Genomic DNA, 19,824 nt, shown 5'->3' on the forward strand with positions numbered 1-19,824 from the left:
GCGCCCGCGCTCAGCGGCCGCGCGCAGCCGCGAGGCAGCCGAGGGCGAGGCCGATCGTCAGGGGCTCGCCGGCCCACCACACGGAGCGGGGCGCGGGGTGCTCGGGGCCGTTCCAGACCGGCGCGGCGGGGAAGCTACCGTCGGCGGCCTGCCGGCCGAGCAGGGCCTCGAGCAGCCGGGCGCGGAGCTCGGCCGGACCATCGAGGTCCTGGGCTGCCCGGCAGCAAAACGCGAGCTCGACGGCGTCGAGGGCCCCGAGCTCGACGCGCTCGAGGCGGTCGAGGATCGGCGCGCGGACGGGCGCGAGGCCGCTCGCGCCGCCAGCGAGGGCGCGGGCGAGGGCGAAGTACAAGGTCAGACGGTTCTCGTAGTAGAGGACCGTGGGCGCCTCGGCCCCGCTGCGCACGAGCTCACACAGCCACGCCGCGGCCGCGCGCGTGCCCTCGTGATCGCCGAGGTACCACAGCACGTTGGCGTTGACGACGGAGTCGACGTCGTTGCGGGCCTCGGGCGGGCGCAGCCAGGTCTTGAAGCGCCCGTGCTCATCGCGGTTGGCGAGGATCAGCTCGCGGTTGGACGCGAGGTCCCGGTCGCGCTCGCCGCCGCGCAGCAGCGCCGCGCAGCAGCTCGTGTCGTCGAGGTCGTCGTCGATCTTGCGCCCGGTCTTGCGCGCGAAGTAGGACCAGGTCCCGCCCGGGCTGGCCTCGCGCCACAGGTAGGCCTCGAGCCCGGCGGCGATGGCTCCGGCCTCGGGCCCGCCGCAGGCGCGCACGCCCTCGAGGATGTGCGCCGCGTTGAAGGGGCTGCTGTCGAGGTGCCGGCGCCCGCTCAGGTCGCGGCGGCGGCAGGCGAACACGGGGATGTCTCCGTCCCCTTCCTGGACATCCGCGAGCCAGGCGAGGCCGCGGGACATGGCGTCCTCGACGTGGTCGGGCGTGAGCATGGGTGAAGACGTGGACATCAGCTGGTCTCGCCGAGATCGTCGAGCAGGGCCTGTCGTTCTACCATCGCCGCGTAGGCACCCGCGCGGGCCATGAGCGCGGCGTGCGTGCCTCGCTCGACCACCCGACCGTGATCGAGCACGATGATCTGGTCGGCGCGGCGAACCGTGCTCAGGCGGTGAGCGATCACGAGGGTCGTGCGCCCGCGCTGGAGGACCTCGAGCGCGGCCTGGACGCGGGCCTCGCTCTCGCTGTCGAGGGCCGAGGTCGCCTCGTCGAGGAGCAAGATCAGCGGATCGCGTAGCAGCGCGCGGGCGATGGCGATGCGCTGGCGCTGGCCGCCGCTGAGCAGCACGCCGCGCTCGCCGACCCGGGTCTCGTAGCCGGCCTCGAGCTCGACGATGAACTCGTGCGCGTAGGCAGCCGTGGCCGCCTCCTCGACCTCCTCGTCCGTCGCGTCGAGGCGCCCGTAGCGGATGTTCTCGCGCACGGTCCCGCTGAACAGGGTCGGCTCTTGCGCGACGACGGCGAGCTTGCGGCGGAGGTCCTCGAGCCTGAGCTCGCGCAGATCGTGACCGTCGATCTCGACCGCGCCGCGCTGCGGATCCCAAAACCGCAGCAGCAGACGTCCGAGGGTCGTCTTGCCGCTGCCGCTCGGCCCGACGAGGGCGCACACGCTGTCGGGCGGGATCTCGATGTCGACCCCGTCGAGGACCCACGGGCCGTCTTCGGCGTAGCGAAACCCGATCGCGCGGAAGCGCAGCCCGCCGCCGTCGAGCTCGACCGGCGCGCGCTCGCGCTCGCCGGCGAAGGCGAGGGGGAGATCGAGGAGCGCGAGGACCCGGGCTCCGGCCCCGAGGCTGACCTGCATGCGCGAGTAGAGATCCGAGAACGAGCCCACGGACGAGGCGACGAGGACCGTGTAGAACATGAAGCTCAGCAGCTCGCCGGGCTCGAGCCCGCCCGCGCTGATCATCGTGCCGCCGATGACCAAGACCAGGCCCAAGGCGGTGAACCCGAGCAGGCGGGTCGCGCTCGACAGCGCGTCTTGGAGGACCGCCCGGCGCAGGACGTCGCGGTAGACGTCCTCGACGCCCCGGGTGAAGCGCTCGACCTCGTGGTCCTCGCGGGTGAAGGCCTGAACCACGTCGATCGCGGCCAGGACCTCCTGGGCCGTGGCGCTGACTTCGGCGAGGCCGGCCTGGGTCCGGCGACTGAGGCGACGGATGCGGCGACCGACGAAGGACAAGACCAGGACCAGGGGCGGGATGACCCCGAGCATCACGAGGGTCAGCCACGGGTCGGTCTGCAGCAACAAGGCGAAGCCGCCGACGAGGATCACGCTGTTGCGCAAGAACGAGGCGAGGTCGCTGCTGACCGTCTGCTGGACCCGGACGATGTCCGCGCCGAGGCGCGAGAGCAGCTCGCCCGTGCGCTGCTGGGCGTGGAAGGCCTGGGCCTGGTCGAGGAGGTGAGCGTAGACCTCGACGCGCAGCTCGGCGACCACGCGCTCGCCGACGCGGACGAGCAGCAGGCGGCGGACGACCTGCAGCAGGCCCTGAACCAAGAGCAGCGCTCCGAACAAGACCAGGCCCTCGCGCAGGGACGCGAGCGCACGCTCGGGCTCCTCGGCCGAGAGCAGAGCGCCGCCGAAGTTGCCGGCGAGTTGGGGGAGCGCGAGCGTGATCCCGCTACCGGTCAACAGCAAGACCACGGCCACGCTCAAGGACAGCCAGTGCGGGCGCGCGCGGGCCAAGATCCGCCGCAAGGTCGCGCGCTCGACGGAGGGCTCGCGCTGGTCCGCGGCCTGGCTCACGCGGCCCCCCGTCCCGGTCCGTAGCGCGGGGCTCGATGCCAGGCGCAAGCGCTCGCGACGATGTCTTCGAGGCCCCAGCGCGGCGTCCAGTCGAGGCTCCGGCTCGCCCTCGTCGCGCGCGCGACGAGGCTCGGCTGATCACCGAGACGACGCGGCCCGAGCTCGACCGCGAGCTCGCGCCCGAGGCAGCGCGAGACCAGCGCGGCGATCTCGCGTACGCTCGCGCCCCGGCCCGTCCCGAGGTTGAGGGCCTCGCCCGGGGCCCCGGCGAGCAGCCGCTCCATCGCGCGAACGTGGGCCTCGGCGAGATCGAGGACGTGGACGTAGTCGCGCACGCAGGTCCCGTCGGGGGTCGGGTAGTCGTCGCCGAACACGACCAAGGGCTGGCCACGCGAGGCCCGCTCGATCGCAATGGGGATCAGGTGAGTCTCGGGCGCGTGGGCCTCGCCGAGGCTGGCGTCCGCGGCTGCGCCGGCGGCGTTGAAGTAGCGCAGGCAGTAGGCGCGCAGGCCCTGCCTGCGCACGAGCTCGATCGCGCGCTCGATCAGCAGCTTGGTCTCGGCGTAGGGGCTCAGGGGCGCGAGCGCGACGTCCTCGTCGAGGGCTTCGTCGCTCGGAGCATAGAGGGCGCAGGTCGAGGAGAACACGAGGCAGTCGACGCCGTGCTCGCGCATCGCGTCGAGCAGGCTGAGGCTGCCGCGGACGTTGACGTCGACGTAGCGCCCGGGCGCCTCGAAAGACTCGCCGACGCTGATCAGCCCGGCGAGGTGGACGACCCCGTCGAAGCCCTCGCCGAGCAGCCGCCCGAGCCCCGCGCGATCACGCAGGTCGAGCTCGACGAGGCGACAGTCGACGGCCTCGGGGTGACCGCTCGACAGGTCATCCGCGACCACGACCTCGTAGCCCGCGGCCGTGAGCGCGCGGGCGCAGAAGCTGCCGATGTAGCCGGCCCCGCCGGTGACGAGCACGCGTGCAGCCATGAGCTCAGCGACGGGGGCGGATCAGGGGCAGCACGTGGCGGTAGTGAGGCGCGCGCTCGCTCGCGACCGCCTCGCCCTCCATCAGCAGCTCGTGCATCGCCTCGACCTCGCTCGCGGGCAGGCGGACGAAGCCCTCGTCGGCGAGGTTGGTCATCATCCGCCAGGCCTGGCGCAGCTGCTTGGTGTAGTGGCGCGTGGCGATCTCGAGCTTGCGCGAGAAGGTCGACTCGTCGAGCTGAACGCGCAGCTCGGGGAACATGTGCGCAGCGACGACGTAGAGTCGCGGGTGCCCGGGGAAGGCCCGGTGGACCGCGAGGCTGACGTCGATGTGGTTGAAGTGCCCGTACTCGCCGTGGGGGCTGTGGGTGAAGATCAGCTCGGGCGGCTCGGGGAAGCGCGCGCGCAGGGCCGCGACGAGGGCGTCGAGATCGAGGCAGCCAGCGGGGTCGTCGGGGAAGCCGAGACAGGAAAAGGAGCTGACCCCGAGCTCGGCGCAGGCCTGCTCACATGCCGCAACGCGCTGCGCGCCCTCGCCCTCGAAGTCCCCGTCGGTCACGCACACCACCGCGCGCGCGTGCTCGGTCCGCGTGAGCAGCAAGCCGCCGAAATATATGATCTCATCGTCGGGGTGAGCCGTGACGACGAGCAGATCGGGAGCCTCGAGCACGGGGGGAGTCTGCCCGATTCCTCGACCTCCGACCAGATCGACGCCGCGGCCTTGCGGGCCGCGCTCCGTGACCTGACCCGCCGCGGAGGCGAGGCCGAGCGCCCGCGGCTGATCGTCGAGCTCGGCCACGAGCGCGCGCTGATCAAGGCCATCGATCGCGACCAGCTCCACGACCGCGCCTTCGTCCTCAGCCGGCCCCTCGACGGGCTCCGCCTCCGCCTCCGCACGCAGATCTTCGCCCACGCGGGCCAGCTCTACGAGCTCGTTCGCCTCGACCCACGCCTGCGCCCGGCCACGGCGAGCGAGCTCGACCCGCTGTTCATGCTCTACGAGCAGGCCGAGCGCATCTGCATGCTCGCGCCCTTCGTCGAGCTCGACGCGCTCCTGCGAGGGCCACACATCAACAAGGACATCGATCGCGGCGACGGCCACCCCGAGGGGCCGAGCGCGAGCCTCGACGGGGTCCTCGCCGCGATCGAGCCGACGCTCGGGCCGCTGCGTCCGGCGACCGACGCGGGCCTGCGTCGGGGCCTCGTCCACGGCGACCTCCACCGTCACAACCTCATGGTCCCGCGCGCCGGCGACGGGCCGGCGGTGCTCATCGACCTCGACCCCATCTTCCACTCTTACGCCGCCCTCAACCTCGCGCACCTGTGCATCGACGAGTACGTCGCCGGCGCGGGGCGCCACGCGGAGCTGCCGGGCTTTCGCGCCCGGGTGCTCGCCCGGCTCGCGCCGGCCGACGCCGCGGCCTTCGACTACCTCGTGCTCGTCGAGCTGTTTCGCATGCTCGTCAAGCGCGCCTTCCACCGCCAGCACTACAGCGAGGACTGGGAGGATGAGCTCTTGTTCTTGTTCGAGGGCTACGGCGTCGACACCTACCTCGCGCGGGTCCGCGGGGCGAGCTCGGCGTAGAGGGCCTCGTAGCCCCGGACCATCCCGGCGTGATCGAAGCGAGCATGGATCAGGCGGCGGGCGGCGGCGCCGAGGCGACCGCGCTCGCGCGCGTCGCCGAGGGCGCGGGCGAGGAGCGCCGGCAGCTGCTCGGGCTCGTCGTAGACCAGCGCGTGTTCGCCGTGGACGAGGGCTTCGCTCAGCCCACCCGCGCGGCGGGTCACGAGGGCGAGGCCGGCCTCGGCAGCCTCGGCCAGGGCGAGGCCGAAGCCCTCGCTCGGAGAGGTCGACAACAACAAGTCGGCGGCCTCGAGCTCCGGCCGGGGGTCGTCGACGGCGCCCACGAAGCGGACGCGGGCGCTCAGACCGAGCTCGTCGACGAGGGCCTCGAGCTGCGCGCGAGCGGGCCCGTCCCCGACGATGCGGTGGGTCCAGGCCCCTCGCTCGAGCTGCCCGAGCGCGCGCAGGCCAGCGTCGACGGCCTTGCCTTCGACGAGGCGCGTGAGCGCGAGGATGACCGGGGCCTCGCCCTCGCCCGCGACCCGGCGCGGCGCCGGCCCGAGGTGGACCCCGTTGGGGATGACCCGGGCCCGGCCAGCGAGGGCCTCGGCGGCGCCCGGCCAGCGCAGCGTCGAGGCGCTCACGCCGACGACGACGTCGGCGAGATCGAGGGGCACGCGAGGCCGACCGTTGGCGTGGAGCAGCTGGATCGAGCGGGGTCGATCCTCGCCGAGCTCCTGCTCGACGAGGTCGAGGGCCAAGATCGGCAGCAGCGAGTCGTAGTGCTGGACGATGTCCGAGCGCCGACGCAACAGGTGCCGCGCGAGGGCTTCGTGGTCTTCGACCTCGACGTGGGCGACTTCGGCCGCGCGCAGCTCACGGCGAGCGGGCGCGCCCGCGCGCAGGGGCCGGGTGAGGAGCTCGACCTCGAAGCGGGCGGGATCGAGGGCCCGCGCGAGCTCGAAGCTGTGGCGCCAGGCGCCTCCCTCCGTGCTCGTGAACAAGCTGACGCGAGCGCGCCCCTGGGGCCCCTCAGCGACCACGGCTCAGCGCTGCTGCCCCTCGCCCCACCAGCAGCCGCACCAGGTCGTCCACAGGATCTCCCCGCAGGGCGCCGACCCGCAGCTGGCCTCACACGCGTCGATGGGCTCGACCGTCGCCGAGTTGGCCTCGCTGGCGACATGAACGATGCGCTTGTTCATCGGATCGCTAGCTACATACGCGGGCCCGCGAGACCTTTCAAGCGAGCGAGCAGCCCCTATGAAGACAGCGAATGTCGCCGGCTCCGCGACGCCATGCGGGCGCCTTGATGCGGGGCGAGCCGCTCAGCTGGTCGCGCGCAGGGCCGCCGCCAGGGTGGTCACGAGGATCCGGGCCTCGACCGGTCCAAAGCACATCGGCGGCTTGATCTTGACCACGTTGCGCGCCGGGCCGTCGGTGCTCAGGAGCACGTGGCGCCCGCGGGCGTACTCGACGATCGCCCGGGCCCGCCGGGCGTCGGGGGCCTTGGTCTCAGGATCCGCCACGAGCTCGACGCCAAGAAACAAGCCGCGCCCGCGGACCTCGCCGACGCCCGGATCGTCGAGCTCGCGCAGGGCCGCGCGCAGCCACGCGCCGGTCTCGCGCGCGTTGGCGACCAGGCCCTCGTCGGCGATGACCTCGAGCACGGCCGAGGCGACCGCGCACGAGACCGGGTTGCCGCCGAAGGTGTTGAAGTACTCCATCCCGTTGGCGAAGCTGGCCGCGAGCGCGGGCGTGGTGACCACGGCCCCGACCGGGTGGCCGTTGGCGATCGGCTTGCCGAGGGTCAGGATGTCGGGGACCACGCCCTCGGCCTCGAAGGCCCACATCGCGTCGCCGACCCGGCCGAAGCCAACCTGAACCTCGTCGGCGATGCACACGGCCCCGGCCGCGCGGGCGTGGCCGTAGGCGGCCTCGAGGAACCCGGGCGCGGGCACGACCTGGCCCGCGCAGGCCATGACCGGCTCACAGATGAACGCGGCGAGCTGCTCGCCGCGGACGCGGGCGGCGTGGGCGGCCGCGATGATCGGCGCGGCGTAGGCCGGCCCGTCGTCACCGTGGCGGCCGCTGTAGGGATCGGGGGTGTCGAGCACGTGGACCCAGGGCGGGGGCGCGTGGCCACCGGGGCCGCGGAGCTTGTAGGGGCTGATGTCGATCAGGGTCGATGTGTTGCCGTGGTAGGCCCCGTCGACGACCACGACCTCGCGGCCGCCCGTGTGGGCCCGGGCGATGCGCAGCGCGAGCTCGTTGGCCTCGCTGCCCGAGCAGACCAAGAACACCACGCTCAGCGGCTCGGGCAGGGTCGCGCACAGGCGCTCGGCGTAGGCGAGGATGCCCTCGTGGAGGTAGCGGGTGTTGGTGTTGAGCGTGGCCAGCTGGGCGCTCGCGGCCTCGACCACGCGCGGGTGGCAGTGGCCGACGTGGGCCACGTTGTTGACGCAGTCGAGGTAGGCGGCGTCGTGCTCGTCGAACAGCCAGGTGCCCTCGCCGCGGCGGATGTAGAGCGGGCTGTCGTAGGCGAGGCTCGAGGCGGCGCTGAGCCGGACGCGGCGCTGGGCGAGCAGGCGCGTGCGCGAACGGGCCCCGGGCACGGGCACGGGCGCAGACTGGCCGCAGGCGCCCGCGATGTACTTGGTGACCGCGCGGCGGCCGAAGTCGGTCAAGGTGCCGAGCAGCGCCCAGGATTTGGCTTCGGAGGCGACGACGTGGCGGTTGTCGGGCTCGTGGGCGTGGGCGAGGGCCGAGCTGACCACGCTCACGGCCAGGCGCGCGCGGATCAGATCGAAGAGCAGGTCGAGCTCGAAGGTCGAGAGCGCTCGGCGGCTGTGGTACGCGGCGCAGATCTCGGCGCAGGCCTGGACGGGATCCGGGACCATCGCGGCGTAGGCCAGGGCGATCGCCAGCTCGCAGATCACCGGGGCCGCGAGCGTGTCGCCAAAGTCGAAGATCCCGCACAGCGCGTCACCCTCGACGACCAGGTTGTGCTCGTTGGCGTCGCCGTGGATCAGCTGGTGCGGGAGCTCGCTCAGGCGCGGGGCCACCCGCGCGCGGAACTGGGCGAGCGCGTCGACGACCCGTTCGCGCTGGCGGCCGGGCTCGAGCGCGGACAGCTCGTCGGCGATCCACTCGGGCGTGGTCAGGTTCCAGCGAAACGAGCGCTGCATCGCCGGGTGCTCGAAGTCCTGGAGATCGAGATCGAGCTGCGCGAGGGCCAGACCCAAGGAGCGGCGCAGGGCGGCCGAGGGCGCGCTTCGCTCGGACCACAGCTGGCCCGGGAGCCAGCTGAGCACGCGCAGCACGCAGGCCTGGTCGCGCGCGTCGGCGCTCGCGACCAAGAGCGGACCCGCGCGGCTCGGGATCACCCGCGGGACCAGGGCCGCCGACGCGCGCTCGCTGAGGTGGCCGAGCGCGGCGGCTTGAAGCTCGACGACCTCGCGCGGCTCGCTGGCCTCGGCGGTGATCTTGAGGACGTGGCGCTCGCCGGCCTCTCCCTCGATCAAGAAGTTGCGATCTGCGTAGCTGCCGAGCTCGCGCAGCTGACCGGACAGACCCCAGTGCTCGCGCGCGAGGGCGGCCGCGGTGGCGGCGGAGATCTCGGGTCGCTGGGGCGCGGGCGGCATTGGCTGGCCCGAGTATGGCCGAACTCGGCGCGCGCGAGAACCCCGCCAAAGACCCCGCTACGAGCCGAGCTCGACGACCTCGGGTTGCAGCGTCCGCACGATCCGAGCGGTGTCGTAGCCCTGGGCCGCGAGACGCTCGACGATCCCCTCGTAGACCTCGGGCTCCATCGTGGGCTCGCGGGCGAGGATCCACAGGTACTCGCGCTTGGGGTGGCCGACGACCGCGTACTCGTAGTCGGGCCCGAGATCGATGATCCAGTAGTCACCCCAAAAGGGCCGGAAGAAGCTGACCTCGAGCTTGGCGTTGGTCGAGGGGTCGACGACCCGGGCGCGGCCCTTGGCCGTGACCTCGCGGCCGTCGAGCGAGTCCTTGCGGCAGCGGTTGATGACCTTGACTTGCCCGTCGGCGCGCAGCTCGTAGGTCGCGGTCGTGGCCGTGCAGCCGCGCTGAAACCTCTGGGGGAAATTGGCGATCTCGTACCAGGTCCCCGCGTAGCGCTCGAGGTCGACGTAGTCCACGGTCTCGAGGGGCGGGGCAGGCTCCTGGCCGCCGTTGTTGTTTCCGGCGCACGCGGCGGTCGAGAGGCCAACGAGCAAAGTGATGATCCGAACCATGCCCGTAGGGCATGTACCGGGTTCGTTGGCCTTTCAACCGCCGCGCGGCGATTTCGTCGGCATTTGTTGCCAAACCGGGCGCAAACGCCCTCCCGAGCCGATTAAATCAGCGACTCGTACACCTTGGCGACCGCTTCGGCCACGTCGATCCAGTATCCGTCGCGGATCTCGGGGCTCTGCTCGAGCTGGATGCCGCCCGAGCCCCCCGCGGTCATCCAATTGACCACGTTCTCGGCCGACATGCCCGAGTTGTGGTCACCCGGCTCGGCGATCGTCACCGGGTGGTTGCCGACGACGGCCTTGATCTCGTCGCGGAGCGTCTCCTTGAGCTCGATCGGGCCGCCGCCGCCGATCAGCACGCCGTCGGCCTTTTGGCCGTGAAAGGAGACGGCGTAGGCGAAGCCGCGCTCGGCGATGCTCGCGAGGCCCGGGAAGCTCGCCGGGTGGATCTTGGTCGAGGTCACGTGCCAGCGGGTGTAGTCGCTGCCGTTGTTGTGCCAGCCCGAGCAGCACCAGGTGCTGAGGTCGGCGTCGGGCAGGGCGTCTGCGACCCAGCGCGCCTGCAGGTCCGTGTTGAACTCGATGCCGCCGCCGTGGGGCGCGAGGATCACGAGGCCCTGATGCTCCTTGGTGTCGTAGACCCGCTCGACGAACTCACCGTAGGTCTCGGCCTCGTCGTCGGTCATGGGCTTGAGCGCCAGGGTCGGCATCAGCCTGCCCTCGAAGCTGTCGCTGGTGCCGAGGCGTTCGCGGGCGATCTTGCCCATCCGGATCAGGTTGGCCGGATCGTCTTCGCGGACGTCGCCGACGGTGTAGACCGCATATTCACTGCCGTTGCGACGCACGCGGATCTGGGTCCCGAGCTTGAATTTTTTGGCGAATTCGCCCGATACGGAGCACATCCACTTGTCGCTGTTCAGTCCCTGCGACTTCAATGTCGATGTTACCTCAATCGGGACCATCAGGGACGGGGCGAGTATTTGCAGCTCATTGCCAGCCAATGCCATGTTGGACACGGCGTTGACGCCCGCGAATGTTGCGACACCCGCGAGGCCGGCCAATCCGGTTCCAAAACTGCGACGAGTGATGTGGTGCTTGTTTTTCATAGCTGCGCTCCAGAATGCAACGGTTCCCCGCAATCTGCGCAATGGGTGGCAGGTTGCTACAATCGAACGAGGGGAATCGTGGTTGGGGTGTACATAGTCATGCATTGGAGCATTGATGGCAAGCTCAAAAACGCGCTTTTAAATATGCGCAATTGCCGAGGCGCAATCGATTACTTTCAACGGGTTAGAGGCAATGGAGATCGCCGTGATTTCAGCGCCTTAGGTCTGAGCTGGGCATTCAGGCGAATGCAGCGAGTGTCATCAATGCGATGTGCTGCCAATGTTCGCGGTGTGTCAATTCGCATCAGTGACAACGCGGCAGATGAGGGTGGCGCCGGGTGCAGATGTCACCCGGCGGCGGGCGCCGCTCGTGCTTTGTGGCATCGGGGGCCGGGGCGCAGACTTCAGCGTTGGGTCATCGCGGCGAGCTCCGCGAAACCCCCGCGCGGGGCTCAGCCCTTGACGCCGCCCGCCCCGAGGCCGGCGACCATGTGACGCTGGACCTGATAAAAGAGCAACATGACGGGCAGCGAGACCACGATCGCCCCGGCCGCGAACAGGTCCCAGCGAGCGTCGTACTCGCCGATGAAGCGCTGCAAGACCACGGGCAGGGTGAAGGCCCTCTCGTCGTCGAGCAGCGTGGCCGCGAGGATGAACTCGTTGTAGGCGGTCATGAACGCGAACAGGAAGGTCACGGCGATCGCCGGCCGCGCGATCGGCAGGACCACGCGCACGAAGGCCTCGAAGCGGGTCGCGCCGTCGACCATCGCGGCCTCCTCCAGATCCTCGGGGATCGCCTCGAAGGCGCTGCGCAGCTGAAACACGGCGAAGGGCACCGAGGTGCTCGCGTAGCACAGGACCAGGCCAGTGCGGGTGTTGAGCAGCTCGAGGGCCTCGAGGATCATGAACAGCGGCACGGCGCTGGCGACCGCGGGGAACATCTGGGTCGCGAGGAGCAGGCGCATGCCCTCGCGGCGGCCGACGAACTCGAAGCGCGCGAACGCGTAGGCGGTGGGGATCGCGATTGAGACCCCGATCAGCGCGGTCGCGGTCGACACGACGAGCGAATTGGCCAGCTGCCGGCCGAACAGCCAGATCTCGCCGCCGTCGGGCTCGACCCGGGTCGCGCCGACGACCTCGCGCATGGGCTCGAGGGTGGGCTCGACCGGGATCGGGAGGACCTGGGGCTCGAGGCTGGTCGCGCCCGAGAAGGCCAGGCTCACGACCCACAAGATCGGGTAGAGCGAGAAGCAGACCGCGAGCAGGATCACGGTGTGGGCTGCGAGGGACTCGAGCAGGTCGGCGCGTCGGGTCACTTCGGGCCTCGATTCAGGAGCCGGTCGGCGACGCGGCTGGTGATCAGCAAGAGCAGGAAGATCAGCACGGCGTAGGCGGCCGCGTAGCCGTATTGGGCCTCGCGGGTGAAGGCCCAGCGATAGGCCTCGGACACGAGGATGTCGGTGGTCCCGTCGGGATCGCCGCCAGAGACCAAGAACACCACGTTGAACATGTTGAAGGTCCAGATCGCGCCCAGGGTCACGGCCGGGATCATGGTTGGGGCGACGATCGGCAAGGTGATCCGGGTTAGCCGCTGCCAGCGCGAGGCGCCGTCGACCTCGGCGGCCTCGAGCACGTCGCTGGGCACGGCCGCGAGCGCGCCGAGGGTCACGACCATCATGAAGGGGAAGCCCAGCCACACGTTGGTTGCGACGTTGGCCGCGAACGCGGTCGAGAAGTTCGAGAACCACGCGATCGGCTCGAGCGAGGTCCCGAGCAGGTCGTTGATCGCGTGGATCAGGCCGGTGACGGCGCCGAATTGACGGTGAAACATGCCCCGCCAGGCCAGCGCGGTCACGTAGCTCGGGACCGCCCAGGGGACGATCAGCAGGACCCGGTAGAGCCCGCGCAGGCGCATGGCCGGGCGCGAGAGGACCAGGCCCAGGGCCACGCCGATGCCGAGGTGAAAGGCGACGTTGACGACCGTCCACAGCACGGTCACGGCCAGCACGACGTAAAACGAGCCGGTCGCGAGCAGCGAGCCGCCGCGCGCGGTCAGGATCTGCGTGAAGTTGGCGAGCCCGACGTAGTACATCGCGTGGGGCTTGCCAGCGAAGAGCGCCGCCCCGGCGCCGAACAAGATCGGCAGGACCACGAGCACGCCGACGGCGACGACCCCGAGCGCGACGTAGCGGTAGGCGGGCAAGGACTGCCTCAGGGCCGCGAGCCCGGCGCCGGGCCCGAGCTTGCGGGCGCGGTGGACCAGGAGCCCGGCGCCGAACAGGCACAGGAGCCCGAGGACGACCAGCGCGGGGGTTGGGGATGCCGGTGGGGGCGGCGGTCGCCGGAGGTCGTCGTAGCGGCGGCGGGCCTCGGCGAGGGCGACCTCGGCCTCGACCTCGCCGCGCAGGTACTTGCGGATCGCCCGGTTGGCGGGCTCCCAGACCGCGCGCATGGCCGCGGTCGAGGGCGTCGGCTCGGCCAGCTCGGCCTGGGCCGCGAAGGCCTCGCGCAGCGGGTCGGGCGGGAGCTCGAGGTCGGCGCGCGCGGGCACGCTGCGGGCGACCCGGGCCCGGATCGCCGCGGCCTCGGCCCCGCTGAGGTGCTCGACGAGGTCCACGGCCGCGGGGTTTTGGGCCCCGCGCGGCGAGAGCATCACGGCCTCGACGGTCAGCAGCGGCCGCATGCGCTCGCCGGTCGCTTCGATCGTCGGCAGCGGGACGACGACGTAGGCGATCTGATCGCGGTCGAGGTCGGCCGCGAGCCACGGGCCGCTGATCGCCGTGGCCGCCTGCCCGGCGCCGAACAAGTTGGTGACCAGGGCTCCGTCGGCGTCCTCGGGGACGACCCCGGCCTCGATCAGCGCGGCGACGAACTCGAGCGAGCGCGCGGCCTCGGGGCCCTCGAAGGCGTAGTCGTCGGCCGCGGTGTCGAGCAGCGCGCCGCCGAAGGCCGCGAGCACGGCGGCGTGGGCGTAGGCGCCCCGGGCCTCGTAGGCCAGCGCGAAGGTCCCGTCGGGGAGCGCGTCGGCCAGCGCCGCGATCCGCTCGACGCTCGCCGGGGGCTCGGCGACCAGCGCGGTGTTGACGTAGAGCGCGAGGCACTTTTGCGAGGTCGGGGCCGCGTAGGGGCGACCGTCGATCGTGACCGCTGCGATGACCTTGTCGGGGTAGGCCTCGGGCGAGAGCGCGAAGGGCAGGGGCGCGACGATGCCTCGCTCGACGAAGTCACCGAGCCGCTCGTGGGCGTCGATGTACACGTCGGGCCCCTCGCCGAGGGGGACCGTGGACTCGAGCTTCGAGGCGAAGGCGTCGTAGGGCACCGCGAGCAGATCGACCTCGCCCTCGAAGCTGGCGAGGATCTCGTCGAGGGCCTGCTCCTCGGCCCCGCGGTAGGCGTGCCACAGCCGGATCGGCTCCCCGGCGTGGGCGACCGAGGCCGCCAGCCACAGCGCCAACGCGACCAGCGCCGGCCAGAATCTCACCGTGGCAGAGCGCAGGACGTCTGCGGGGGTCACGGAACCAGCCCCCTTTTAGGGGGCCACGGAGGGCGTTGCGAAGCACCTGAGAGCCCACCGAGCGAGGAACGAGCGACCGGCCGCTTGCGGCCGTGCGTGGCAGAGTGCAGGACGGCTGCGGGGGTCATGGAACCAGCCAGCCCCCTTTTAGGGGGCCACGGAGGCCGCTGCGAAGCACCTGAGAGCCCACCGAGCGAGGAACGAGCGACCGGCCGCTTGCGGCCGTGCGTGGCAGAGTGCAGGACGGCTGCGGGGGTCATGGAAAACCGCCTTCTCAGCACCGCAGGCTCTGCCTTGTCTGGGCGTCGAACAGGTGGAGCCGCTCGATCCGCAGCGCCAGCGTGTCGCCGCGCTCGACCGCGTGCTCGGCCGGGAGCACCGCGACGAAGGGCTCGTCGGACTCGAGGGTGCCGTGAACCGTGAGCTCGGGTCCGAGGGTCTCGACGACCTCGGCGCGCAGGCGCAGATCGGCCTCGGCCTCGCCGACCAGGGCGAGGTCGTGAGGTCGGACACCGACGATCACGCCGCGTCCGACCTCGAGGCCGGCGAAGGCGCTCGGCTGCGCGATCGGAACAGACCCCGCGCGCCACTCGCCCGCGGGGCCGCGCGCGAGCTCGACGGACCTGACATTCATCGCCGGGCTACCGAGGAATTGAGCGACGAAGACGTTGTCCGGCTCGCGGTAGATGTCGATCGGTCGGCCGCGCTGCTGGACCTCGCCGCCCTCGAGCACGTAGAGCACGTCGGCGAGGGTCATGGCCTCGACCTGGTCGTGGGTCACGTACACGCTGGTCACGCCGAGCTCATCGTGGAGCTTGCGGATCTCGACCCGGACCTGCGCGCGCAAAGCGGGATCGAGGTTGGACAGGGGCTCGTCGAACAAAAACAGGGCAGGGCGCCGGACGATCGCCCGACCCATGGCGACCCGCTGGCGCTGGCCGCCCGAGAGCGCCCGCGGCAGGCGATCGAGCAGATGCGCGATATCCAGCATCCCGGCGACCTCCTCGACCCGGGCGGTCATCGTCGCCGCGTCGGTCTTGCGCAGCCGGAGGCCGAACTCGAGGTTCTTGCGCACCGTCATGTGCGGGTACAGGGCGTAGGACTGGAACACCATCGCGATGTCGCGTTCGCGCGGCTCGAGGGTCGTGACCTCGCGCTCGCCGAACCAGATCGAGCCGGAGCTCACGCGCTCGAGCCCGGCGAGCAGACGCAGGAGCGTCGACTTCCCGCAGCCGCTGGGCCCGACCAGGACCGCGAATTTCCCGTCGGGGATGTCGAGTTCGACCCCGCGCAGGACCGTGGTCTCGCCGAAGCGCTTGATCAACTGCTTGGCTCGGACGCTGACCATGCAGACGGGCGAGTCTCTAGACTCGGGCCGAGTCTGCCACACGGAGGTGGTCCTGCGCGAACCCGGCCGCTCATGATCGCGCGCAGCGGGTGATCCGCGGCCAGGCGTGCGCGATATCAACGATGGACACGCCGTGCCGGGCCCGAATCGCGTATACTCCAGCGAGAGGGCCCCACCCAGTGGACGAACAAGGACGGAAACGAGTTCTCGTCGTCGACGACGACATCGAGGTGCTGAGCGCCACGAAACGGTTGATCGAAGACGAGGCTACGGTGCAGGTCGCGCTCGGGGCCGAGGCGGCGCTCGAGCACATGAACAAGCTGGCCGACGACGGCAAGCTCTACGACATGGTCATCGTCGACTTCACGATGAAGGGGCCGAACGGAGCGTGGCTCTTGCGTCACGTCCGTGACAAGTACCCCGACTGCGAGCGCGTGCTGATCTCCGGGCACTCATACATGGACCTGACCAACTTCCTCGACCCGGGACTCGTCCAGCGCTTCCTCGAGAAGCCCTTCGAGTTCGACGAGCTGCTCGAGGTCGTGACCGGGGAGTGAGGCGCTAGCGGCCTGCTCGCGCCGGCGGCCGGCTTCAGCTTCAGTTCAGGCTGACGACGTCGCCCGCGGGCACCAGGATCACCGCCGACATCGCCTCGACCGTCACGTCGAGGGTCCCGTCATCGGCGACCGTCCAGGTGTCGCCCGAGAGCACGTCCTCGAGCGTGGCCCCGGCCGGCGCGAGCACGGTCATCGCGGCGCCCTCGAACGCGGTGTGGCTGGCGTGGACCTGGTTGCTGTTGATCACGACCAGCGAGTAGCCGTTCTTGTTGGTCCCGCCGTTGCGCTCGAACGCGAAGATGCCCGCGTCCTCTTCGTCGCCCGTCCGCGCGCTCGACCAGGTGACCGCGAGCTCGCCCCGGCGCAGCGACGCGTAGGCCTTGCGGACCTTGGCGAGGCGCGCGATCCACTGGAAGGTCGCGCCGGTCTGGTCAAAGCCGCTGTCCCACAGATCTTCGCGGTTGGCGGGGTCGTTGCCGCCGCGGAATTCCTGCTCGGTGCCGTAGTAGAGGCAGGGCACGCCGGGCGCGGTGTAGAGGAAGACCAGGGCGTTGTGGAGCAGCTTGCGCTGGACCGCGATGTCGAGCTCGCGCACGTTGTACAAAAAGCGCGGGACGTCGTGGTTGTCGAGGAAGTTGACCGGGATGTCGGCGGGCGCGATCCCGACGCCGCCGCTCGCGGGCTCGGTGCCCCAGGTCGTCGGCCGCTGCTCCCACAGGGCCTGGATGCGGTCGGTTGACTGGGCCTGCTGGAGCACGTCGCGGACGGCCTGAAAGTACTGCGGGAAGTAAAACGCGCTGTCGAGCTGATCGCTGGTCAGCGCCGGGCCCCCGCCCGCGCAGTCGAGCTCGGCCTCGCCCGGGGGCAGCTGCTGGGTGAACGAGCCGACCAGATCGTCGCGCCCGTCGAAGGCCTCGCCGAACATGAAGAAGTTGGTCTTGCCCTGGAGGGCCAGGCGCTGGCGCACGCGCTGGCTGAAGTAGCGCCAAAACTCGTGCTCGACGTGCTTGATCGTGTCGATGCGGAAGCCGTCGGCGTTGGTCTGCTCGATGATCCGGGCGTAGACGTCGACGAAGGCCTCCTTGACGTCGCAGCGGGTCGTGTCGACGTCCTTGAGCCCGCCGGGGAAGTCGCCGTGGAGGAGCTGATCTTCGACCTCGAAGTCGAGGGTCCGGCCCTTGCGGTTGTAGACGGCGGGGTTGCGGAACACCGCCGGGTTCGGCGGCATGTGGTTGGTGGCCGGATCGTTGCCGAAGATGATCGGCGCCGGGCCGGCCTCGCCGAGCGAGGTGAAGGACTGGATCCCGCGCGCGTCGAAGTCGGGGTCGTACTCGTTGATGTAGGTCACCGGGGAGTCGATGCCGTTGCCCTGGAGCTGCTCGTCGGCGTGGCCGTTGAGGTTGATGTCGTAGTAAAACAGCTGCCCGACGTGGTTGGCGACGATGTCGATGATCACCAACATGTCGCGCTCGTGGGCGGCGTCGACCAGCCTGCGCAGGGCCACGAGGTCGCCAAAGTGAGGGTTGAGCTCGGTGAAGTCCTGGGCCCAGTAGCCGTGGTAGCCGTCGACGTCGGCGTCGGTCTCGACGTTCTTGATGACCGGCGAGATCCACAGCGTGGTCACGCCGAGCTCCTGGAGGTAGGGCAGCTTGTCTTCGATGCCCTGCCAGTCGCCGCCGTGGTAGCGGGCCGGGGCCCCGAGCTGGACCCGGTAGTCGTTGCCCTTGTCGCCGTTGGCGAAGCGATCGACCAGGATCTGGTAGATGACCTCGTCGCGCCAGTCGTCGACCTCGGTCGTGAGCTCGGGGGTCTGCTCGTAGCCCTCGAAGTTGAGGCAGCTCCCGGCCGGGACCAGCAGCGGGACCAGCGACGCGGCCAGCGCGAGGCGGCGAATCCAGGGCGTGCCTGTCTTTGCCGTCTCCTGACTCGGGCCTGCGGCCCGACACCCTCGCTTGGCTCGGGCCCTCGGGTCTTGGGAGGCTGTCTTGTGCATGTCAGTCACGGAAGTAGGAGGTGCTGCCAAACCACCACTCGGCGCCGAAGCCTATCAGGTGGTCGACGGGGCGGACGCTGAACACGTCGTCGAGGGCGTAGAGCGAGCGCGCACCCTCGTCGCGGATCGTGACCATGTACCAGGCGCGAATGTGCGGGCGCGCGTAGGAGCCCCGCCCGGCCGGGGCCCAAAAGGGCATCACGCCCACGCGCCACAAGCTCGAGAACAGCGGGCCGCTGGTGTCGTCTTCGAGGCCCGGGAACACCGCGCGCTGCTGGGCCTGATAGGAGCCCTCGATCGCGGCCCCGGCGACCTTGCCGAACCAAAACTGCGGGCGCACGAGCACGATGCCCTCGTTGAGATCATGGACGTCGAGGTCGGGGCTGGCGTTGCGGAAGCGGCGAAAGTACGCGCCCATCATCACGCCGAAGAACGAGACCTCATAGTTGCCGCCGAGCGCGACCACGAGCTCGCGCGCGCCCTTGGTCGTGGCGTCGGGGGCGAGCTGAAAGGGGCGCGCGAACTCGCCGTAGGCCGCGAGATCCCAGGCGTGGCGGACCCACAAGTTGAGGTGGGTGCTGCGCTTGCCCGTGAACAGGCTGAGCTCGCCGCCCGCGACGTAGCCGTTGTCGGCCGGGACCTCCTCGAACTCGCGCGACTCCCCGCTGAGCTCGCGCTGGCCCGCGCGGACGTGGTGGGTCTCGCCGTAGCCGACCAGCTTGACGCCGCCGCCGCTCTCGCCGATGTCGAACACGTGGCCGATCTTGTAGCTGGTCAGGATCTGCTGGCGGTCGAGGATCGCCACGTCGGTCTCGCCGGGCTGGTTGAGCGGCAGCGGCCGCGCGACCAGCTGGCGGTAGAAGCTGGTCGTGGGCTGGTTGACCCCGGCGTGGACCTTGATGAACGAGCCGCCCTTGAACTGGTAGCCGGCGCCGCCGCCGATCGTGTTGAGGTTGTCGAGCGGCCACCAGTCGAGCACGTAGATGTCGTCGCCGCGGTACATCCGAGACCCGGCCCAGAACGACAGGCCCTTCAGGCCGAGGTCGAGCTCCTCGATGTAGAGGTTGCGCAGCGCGATCGCGGCCTCGAAGTCGCCGTTGTAGTGGAAGATCGGGTGGCGGACCGCGACCGTGGCGACGACGCGGGTGTAGGCGCCGGTCTGCTCCCAGTGATCTTCGCGGCGCAGCTCGAGCTCGGCGTAGGTCGACTCGTCGAAGCGCGAGCCTCGGCCGACGATGTCGGCGTCGCGGCCTGGACGACCGCGCGCGTCGCCGGCCGCGACCACGCGGCCGTAGGATCCAAAGTGAAAGCCGTCGGCGTAGTCGGGCGCGCGCTGGCCGTCGCGGACGCTGCCGACGGACAGGGGGCCGGGCTTGGGCTTGGGCTTGGGCGCTGGCTTGGGCGCTGACTCGGGCTCGGGCTCAGGCTCGGCTTGGGCGTCGCGCGCGTCATCGAGCTCACCGCGGAGGTGCTCGACCTCGGACTCGAGCGCGTCGAGGCGGCGCTGCATCCGAAGCAGATCCTCGGCCGAGACCGTGGGGGCGTCGTCGTCGTCGGCGCTGGGCTCAGGCTCAGGCTCAGGCTCAGGCTCGGGCTCGGCGGGGGGCGGTGGCGTCTCGGGCGGAGCTGCGAACGCCGCCGGCGCAGCCAACAGGACCAGCGAGCTCGCCAGAATAATTGGGGCACGGCCGCGGGTCGCCACTGGCGCCACCTTACAACAGAACAGGCCTCGGCTGGCGCGGAGTGTGGCCG

General features: G+C 70.8%; 16 protein-coding genes. 2 read left to right on the plus strand and 14 right to left on the minus strand.

The window, feature by feature from the left end; all coding sequences use genetic code 11:
- Positions 1–10: 10 nt before the first annotated feature.
- Genes ENSA5_RS11850 through ENSA5_RS35845 form a run of 4 tightly spaced genes read right to left on the minus strand, consistent with a single transcriptional unit; the run spans position 11 to position 4,404 of the window.
- On the minus strand, positions 11–961 hold the full coding sequence (locus ENSA5_RS11850; protein WP_146155597.1) for a hypothetical protein: 951 nt from the start codon (positions 959–961) through the stop codon (positions 11–13).
- Positions 961–2,757 carry an ABC transporter ATP-binding protein gene (locus ENSA5_RS11855; protein ID WP_146155598.1) on the minus strand — a complete coding sequence of 599 codons (1,797 nt, stop codon included), beginning with the start codon at positions 2,755–2,757 and terminating at the stop codon, positions 961–963. Before ENSA5_RS11855 ends, ENSA5_RS11850 begins: the two co-directional genes overlap by 1 nt.
- On the minus strand, positions 2,754–3,737 hold the full coding sequence (galE, locus tag ENSA5_RS11860; protein ID WP_106391759.1) for a UDP-glucose 4-epimerase GalE: 984 nt from the start codon (positions 3,735–3,737) through the stop codon (positions 2,754–2,756). The genes ENSA5_RS11855 and galE overlap by 4 nt, the downstream gene beginning before the upstream one ends.
- 4 nt (positions 3,738–3,741) lie before the next feature.
- On the minus strand, positions 3,742–4,404 hold the full coding sequence (locus ENSA5_RS35845; RefSeq protein WP_181197662.1) for a PIG-L deacetylase family protein: 663 nt from the start codon (positions 4,402–4,404) through the stop codon (positions 3,742–3,744).
- On the opposite strand from ENSA5_RS35845, the gene ENSA5_RS11865 reads away from it, so the two are divergent.
- The gene (locus ENSA5_RS11865) at positions 4,366–5,319 is read left to right on the plus strand and encodes a phosphotransferase (RefSeq protein WP_181197663.1); all 954 of its coding nucleotides are present in this window, start codon (positions 4,366–4,368) and stop codon (positions 5,317–5,319) included. The two genes, ENSA5_RS35845 and ENSA5_RS11865, sit on opposite strands and share 39 nt — an antisense overlap.
- Here the strand turns inward: ENSA5_RS11865 and ENSA5_RS11870 are convergent.
- The 8 genes from ENSA5_RS11870 to ENSA5_RS11900 all read right to left on the minus strand — a co-directional run bounded on the left by ENSA5_RS11870 (position 5,283) and on the right by ENSA5_RS11900 (position 15,522).
- On the minus strand, positions 5,283–6,302 hold the full coding sequence (locus ENSA5_RS11870; RefSeq protein WP_181197664.1) for a glycosyltransferase: 1,020 nt from the start codon (positions 6,300–6,302) through the stop codon (positions 5,283–5,285). The two genes, ENSA5_RS11865 and ENSA5_RS11870, sit on opposite strands and share 37 nt — an antisense overlap.
- 42 nt (positions 6,303–6,344) lie before the next feature.
- A complete protein-coding gene (locus ENSA5_RS37515) occupies positions 6,345–6,500 on the minus strand; it encodes a hypothetical protein (protein WP_181197665.1) in 156 nt (51 codons plus the stop codon).
- Positions 6,501–6,623: 123 nt separating this feature from the next.
- Entirely contained in the window at positions 6,624–8,939 is a 2,316-nt protein-coding gene (locus ENSA5_RS11875) for an aminotransferase class III-fold pyridoxal phosphate-dependent enzyme (RefSeq protein WP_106391762.1), read from the minus strand.
- Positions 8,940–8,996: 57 nt separating this feature from the next.
- On the minus strand, positions 8,997–9,554 hold the full coding sequence (locus ENSA5_RS11880; protein ID WP_106391763.1) for a lipocalin family protein: 558 nt from the start codon (positions 9,552–9,554) through the stop codon (positions 8,997–8,999).
- A gap of 101 nt (positions 9,555–9,655) precedes the next feature.
- Positions 9,656–10,489: a poly-gamma-glutamate hydrolase family protein gene (locus tag ENSA5_RS11885; RefSeq protein ID WP_181197666.1), complete on the minus strand. Its 834-nt coding sequence runs from the start codon at positions 10,487–10,489 to the stop codon at positions 9,656–9,658.
- Between the two features lie 623 nt (positions 10,490–11,112).
- Positions 11,113–11,976 carry a sugar ABC transporter permease gene (locus ENSA5_RS11890; RefSeq protein WP_106391765.1) on the minus strand — a complete coding sequence of 288 codons (864 nt, stop codon included), beginning with the start codon at positions 11,974–11,976 and terminating at the stop codon, positions 11,113–11,115.
- A complete protein-coding gene (locus tag ENSA5_RS11895; RefSeq protein WP_258182825.1) occupies positions 11,973–14,174 on the minus strand; it encodes an extracellular solute-binding protein in 2,202 nt (733 codons plus the stop codon). The genes ENSA5_RS11890 and ENSA5_RS11895 overlap by 4 nt, the downstream gene beginning before the upstream one ends.
- 274 nt (positions 14,175–14,448) lie before the next feature.
- Complete coding sequence (locus ENSA5_RS11900; RefSeq protein WP_106391767.1) at positions 14,449–15,522, minus strand: ABC transporter ATP-binding protein; 1,074 nt, start codon at positions 15,520–15,522, stop codon at positions 14,449–14,451.
- Positions 15,523–15,701: 179 nt separating this feature from the next.
- Here ENSA5_RS11900 and ENSA5_RS11905 point away from each other — a divergent pair, with 179 nt between their 5' ends.
- Entirely contained in the window at positions 15,702–16,079 is a 378-nt protein-coding gene (locus ENSA5_RS11905; RefSeq protein WP_258182826.1) for a response regulator, read from the plus strand.
- 40 nt (positions 16,080–16,119) lie between these two features.
- On the opposite strand, the gene ENSA5_RS11910 is transcribed toward ENSA5_RS11905, so the two are convergent.
- Together ENSA5_RS11910 and ENSA5_RS11915 are read right to left on the minus strand one after the other, a co-directional pair.
- Complete coding sequence (locus ENSA5_RS11910) at positions 16,120–18,072, minus strand: alpha-amylase family glycosyl hydrolase (RefSeq protein ID WP_106391769.1); 1,953 nt, start codon at positions 18,070–18,072, stop codon at positions 16,120–16,122.
- Between the two features lies 1 nt (position 18,073).
- Positions 18,074–19,774 carry a carbohydrate porin gene (locus ENSA5_RS11915; RefSeq protein ID WP_146155601.1) on the minus strand — a complete coding sequence of 567 codons (1,701 nt, stop codon included), beginning with the start codon at positions 19,772–19,774 and terminating at the stop codon, positions 18,074–18,076.
- Positions 19,775–19,824: the final 50 nt, after the last annotated feature.

Origin of the sequence: Enhygromyxa salina (assembly GCF_002994615.1) — a bacterium.
GTDB classification, from domain to species: Bacteria; Myxococcota_A; Polyangia; order Nannocystales; family Nannocystaceae; genus Plesiocystis; species Plesiocystis salina_A.

Coding starts and splice junctions, on each gene's coding strand:
- ENSA5_RS11910 (WP_106391769.1), bottom strand. CDS start 18,072: ATGCACAAGACAGCCTCCCAAGACCCGAGGGCCCGAGCCAAGCGAGGG.
- ENSA5_RS11850 (WP_146155597.1), bottom strand. CDS start 961: ATGTCCACGTCTTCACCCATGCTCACGCCCGACCACGTCGAGGACGCC.
- ENSA5_RS11875 (WP_106391762.1), bottom strand. CDS start 8,939: ATGCCGCCCGCGCCCCAGCGACCCGAGATCTCCGCCGCCACCGCGGCC.
- ENSA5_RS11880 (WP_106391763.1), bottom strand. CDS start 9,554: ATGGTTCGGATCATCACTTTGCTCGTTGGCCTCTCGACCGCCGCGTGC.
- ENSA5_RS37515 (WP_181197665.1), bottom strand. CDS start 6,500: ATGAACAAGCGCATCGTTCATGTCGCCAGCGAGGCCAACTCGGCGACG.
- galE (WP_106391759.1), bottom strand. CDS start 3,737: ATGGCTGCACGCGTGCTCGTCACCGGCGGGGCCGGCTACATCGGCAGC.
- ENSA5_RS11900 (WP_106391767.1), bottom strand. CDS start 15,522: ATGGTCAGCGTCCGAGCCAAGCAGTTGATCAAGCGCTTCGGCGAGACC.